This window comes from Rubellimicrobium rubrum (assembly GCF_006152115.1).
Lineage (GTDB): Bacteria > Pseudomonadota > Alphaproteobacteria > Rhodobacterales > Rhodobacteraceae > Rubellimicrobium > Rubellimicrobium rubrum.
This window is the reverse complement of record NZ_VDFU01000071.1, coordinates 1-3983: the sequence shown is the minus strand read 5'-3', so window position 1 is coordinate 3983 and position 3983 is coordinate 1. Positions and strand designations below refer to the sequence as shown.

Sequence of the window (3983 nt, the reverse complement as noted above, 5' to 3'; positions counted from 1 at the left end):
GCTCGAGATGATCTACGAGGGCTACCACGAGGTCCGCTACGGCCGCGAGGAGGCGCACGCGGAGGAGGTCGTCGACACGACAGACAGTGAGCTTCGGGTGGAGACAGGGGACGGGGCTGGGGAGCAAACGAACTCGGTCAGGCCATGAGCGCAGACTACTCCGCGCCATCTGATCGAGACAGCGCTTAAGGATGTGGACCCGCTCCTGCGCATGTCGAACCCGGAACTACTGTTGGCCAAGACACGACTTCGCTAATCGCTGGAAGCCACCTAGGAAACCGCATGACAGACCCCAAAGCTCCCCCCTCTGGTACGCCGGCCATTCGAACCATCGCGATGCCGGCCGACACCAACCCGGCCGGCGACATCTTCGGCGGCTGGCTCATGTCGCAGATGGACCTCGCGGGCAGCAACGTGGCCTCCCACACCGCCCGGGGGCGGACGGCGACCGTGGCCGTCGACGGCATGAAGTTCCACCGGCCCGTGAAGGTGGGCGACGAGGTGTCGCTTTATGCGAACCTGCTCCGCACCGGGCGCACCTCCATGCAGATCCATGTGGAAGCTTGGCGCCGAAGCCGCGACAGCGACACGAGCGAGCTTGTGACGGAGGCGACCTTCACGTTCGTGGCGCTCGATACTGAAGGACGGCCCCGGCCGGTCAGGCCGGACGAATAAGAGCACCCAACAAAACCGTCTGATCTGGTTGAGGCAGATGAGGGCGCAGCCGAGGGTCACGAAGGCTTTGTGGATGTCGGCGCGCCGCTCGTGAGCCGGATCGCAAGGCGCAGGAAGCGGTTGAGCCAGGCCAGGGTGCGCTCGACCACCTAGCGGTGCCGGCCCAGCGTTTCGCTCGCCTCGAGGCTCCGCCTTGCGATGCATGGCGCGACGGAGCGGGCACAACACTCGCTCCGGCAGCGGCGGTAGTCGTAGGCCTTACAGGCCGTGGAGCTTACGAGGTCGCTTGCGCGGCCGGCCCCGCCCATGGCGCACGCCGGGCACAGCGTCCAAGGCCGACGCCAACATCATGCTGTTGTGGCGATTGGCGGGGCTCAGTTGCACCCCGAGGGGCGTGCCTCGGCGGTCGACCACAAGGGGGCGCTTTGTGCCCGGTTTGGTCCGCGATCCGCCGGGTTCGGACCGGTTTCGGTGCCCCCCTTTTCGCCGGCACGGACGCGCTGTCCAGGCTGGCCCGGCTCTAATCCAGAGGCCCGGCATACGACAGGCGCTCGAGCAGCACGCGGTGCAGTGCGGCCCAGATGCCGGCCTCCTGCCAGTCCCGCAGAGGATGCCAACAAGTCAGGCCCGAGCAACCCAGCTCGCGCGGCAGCATCTCCAAAGGGTGCCGGAGCGCAGCACAAAGATGGCGCCGGCCAGAGCGACGCGATCATTGCAGCGAGGCCGGCCACCTCTGGGCTTGGGTGGCTCGGGCGGCAGCAGCGGCGCAACGGCCGCCCAGGGGTGGTCGGATACAGGCAACTGTACTCAGGACGGTGCGGTTTCGACGAAGTCGGCCTCCGAAGCGATCATGGTGTTGAGGACGGTCAGTAGCTGTCGGGCGGTTGCCGTGAGAGCGGCCTTGACCGGCTTGCCAGCTGCTTCGAGGTGCCGTCGGAAGTGGCCAAACGCCAACGAGTGGCGAGAGGCGTGGAGAGCCGCCACGTAGAGCATCGTGCGGACGGTGGGTCGCCCTCCACCGATGGTCCGGCGGCTTGCTCGCTGGCCGCTGTCGCGGGTGATGGGAGCCAGTCCGGCGAGAGCCGCGATCCGTCGCCGGTCGAGGGTCCCAAGTTCAGGCAGTTCAGCCAGGAGGGTTGCCGAGACGATCTGGCCGACGCCTGGGACTGTTCTGAGGCGTCGATCAATCTCAGCCAGGTCAGGAGCGGCGCTGACGATCTCGATCATCCGCTTCTCGATCTTCGAGATCCGCCGCTCGAGAAGACCAATGAGGCTGCTGATGTCGGCGCGGGCCTCCGGATCGGCCGTCTGCTGAAGACGCGTTACCTCCTGCTTACGCATCTCTACGAGCTGCCGTCTCCGGGTGACCTGGGCCAAGAGGACTTGCCTTTCCGCCGAGAGAGGTGGGGTCTGAGCCGGGCGGAGCCGCTGCCCGAACTCGGCCAGCAGACGTGCATCGACCTTGTCGGTCTTGCCGATCACGCCCATGGCTCGGGCGAAGTCACGGGCCTGCCGGGGATTGACCCGACTGAACCGGGCGCCGGCCGCCTCGAGCGCATCCCGCAGCCCTCGGTCGTATCCACCACTTGCCTCGAAGATGACCCAGGCTCCCTCCTTTGCCACGGCGCGAGTAAATGCGCGTATTGCCGAGGGGCTGCTGTCGATCCGCCGCGGTGCCCGACTTGGGTGTTGGATGTCCAGCCAGAGCTTTGCCACGTCGACGCCGATGTAGATCTGCTCCATCATGTCTCCTGCTCCTGTTCTGCGGGGTCTGCGGCAACAGCCCCAGTCAACTGTTCAGGATGAACGCGAAGAAGCGGACGGCTCCCATGCCGGCAAACGGGCTCAGTGCCCGGGAGGCTTGCGGGATGCCGTCCGCGACCCCCTTCTACCGGATCCAGTCAAGACAGGAGGCTCCAACTTCTGAGGTGGGTGGAGCCCTGATGAGCAAGACGACGAACAAGTTCTCTCCTGAGGTGCGGGAACGCGCTGTGCGGATGGTGCTGGATCGAAGCCATTGCGCCATTGGTTCGAGCAATGGCCAGCATGGCTCCCGCTGGTCGGCCATCGTGTCGATCTCGGCCAAGATCGGCTGCGCGGCGCAGCGGCTCGAACGAGTGGGGGAAGAAGGCCGAGGTGGAGAGCGGGCGCCGCGCCGGTGTCCCGACCGAGATGGCGGAGCGGCTCAAGGCTCTCGAGCGCGAGAACCGGGAGCTACGGCCCGGGCCAACGAGATCCTGCGCAAGGCGTCCGCGCATTTTGCGATGGCGGAGCTCGACCGCCGGTCGAAGTGATGGTGTCGTTCATCGATGCCCATCGAGGGGCACACGGGGTCGAGCCGATCTGCCGTCTTCTGCGGATCGCCCCGTCCACCTACTATGACCACCTGGCGAAGCGGGCGGACCCGGCCCGGTTGTCGGATCGTGCGCGGCACGACGAGGCGCTGCGGCCTGAGATCCTGCGCGTGTTCGAGGAGAACTGGCGCGTCTACGGCGTCCGCAAGGTTTGGCGGCAACTCGGCCGAGAGGGTTTCGATGTCGCCCGCTGCACGGTGGCGAGGCTGATGAAGGAGATGGGCCTTCAAGGCATCATCCGGGGCAGGCCGCACAGGACGACAGTTCCGGACAAGAAGGTGCCTTGCCCGCTGGACAAGGCCAACCGGCAGTTCCGCGTGGCTGCGCCCAACATGCTTTGGGTCAGCGACTTCACTTACGTCGCGACCTGGAAGGGCTTCGTCTATGTGGCCTTCGTGGTCGATGCCTTTGCCCGCAGGATCGTCGGCTGGCGGGTCAGCCCATCGGCGCACGCGGGCTTCGTCCTCGATGCCCTGGAGCAGGCCGTCCATGAACGCCGGCCCACCAAAAGCATGGGGCTGGTCCATCATGGCGACCGAGGCAGCCAATACCTGTCCATCAAGTATACTGAGCGATTGGCTGACGCGGGCATCGAGCCGTCCGTGGGCAGCGTCGGCGACAGCTACGACAACGCCTGGGCCGAGACGATCAAAGGGCTCTTCAAGGCCGAGGTCATCCATAGCCGCGGACCCTGGAGGAGCTTCGAGGCCGTGGAGGTCGCCACTCTCGAATGGGTGGACTGGTTCAACAACCGCCGTCTCCTCTAGCCCATCGGGAACACACCGCCCGCCGAGGCCGAACCAAACTTCTACACGGCTCTGGTCACCCCAGTCATGGCCGCGTAGCTAACGAAAACTCGCTTCCGGCAAACCCGGTGCGGTTCAACATCATCGGTCAGCCTTGGGCCGAGTTGGGTCCAAAGGGCGACTTGTAGATCGGCTGCTTTCTGTCGCC

2 protein-coding genes, 2 pseudogenes and 1 other annotated feature are annotated in these 3983 nt (G+C 66.0%); of the genes and pseudogenes, 2 read left to right on the top strand and 2 right to left on the bottom strand.

Going from position 1 to position 3983, the window contains the following annotated elements:
• Positions 1-282 precede the first annotated feature (282 nt).
• Complete coding sequence (locus FHG66_RS21105; RefSeq protein WP_139079114.1) at positions 283-675, top strand: acyl-CoA thioesterase; 393 nt, start codon at positions 283-285, stop codon at positions 673-675.
• A gap of 9 nt (positions 676-684) precedes the next feature.
• Here the strand turns inward: FHG66_RS21105 and FHG66_RS21100 are convergent.
• Both FHG66_RS21100 and FHG66_RS21095 read right to left on the bottom strand, forming a co-directional pair.
• Positions 685-1476 (bottom strand): annotated as a pseudogene (locus tag FHG66_RS21100) (IS5 family transposase); the annotation flags it as partial.
• Between the two features lie 6 nt (positions 1477-1482).
• Positions 1483-2421, bottom strand: coding sequence for a transposase (locus tag FHG66_RS21095; RefSeq protein ID WP_139079113.1), 939 nt, complete (start codon positions 2419-2421; stop codon positions 1483-1485).
• A gap of 197 nt (positions 2422-2618) precedes the next feature.
• On the opposite strand from FHG66_RS21095, the pseudogene FHG66_RS21090 reads away from it, so the two are divergent.
• A pseudogene (locus FHG66_RS21090) lies at positions 2619-3874 on the top strand (IS3 family transposase).
• Positions 2927-3043 (top strand) — a sequence feature (AL1L pseudoknot). (Overlaps the previous pseudogene by 117 nt.)
• Positions 3875-3983: the final 109 nt, after the last annotated feature.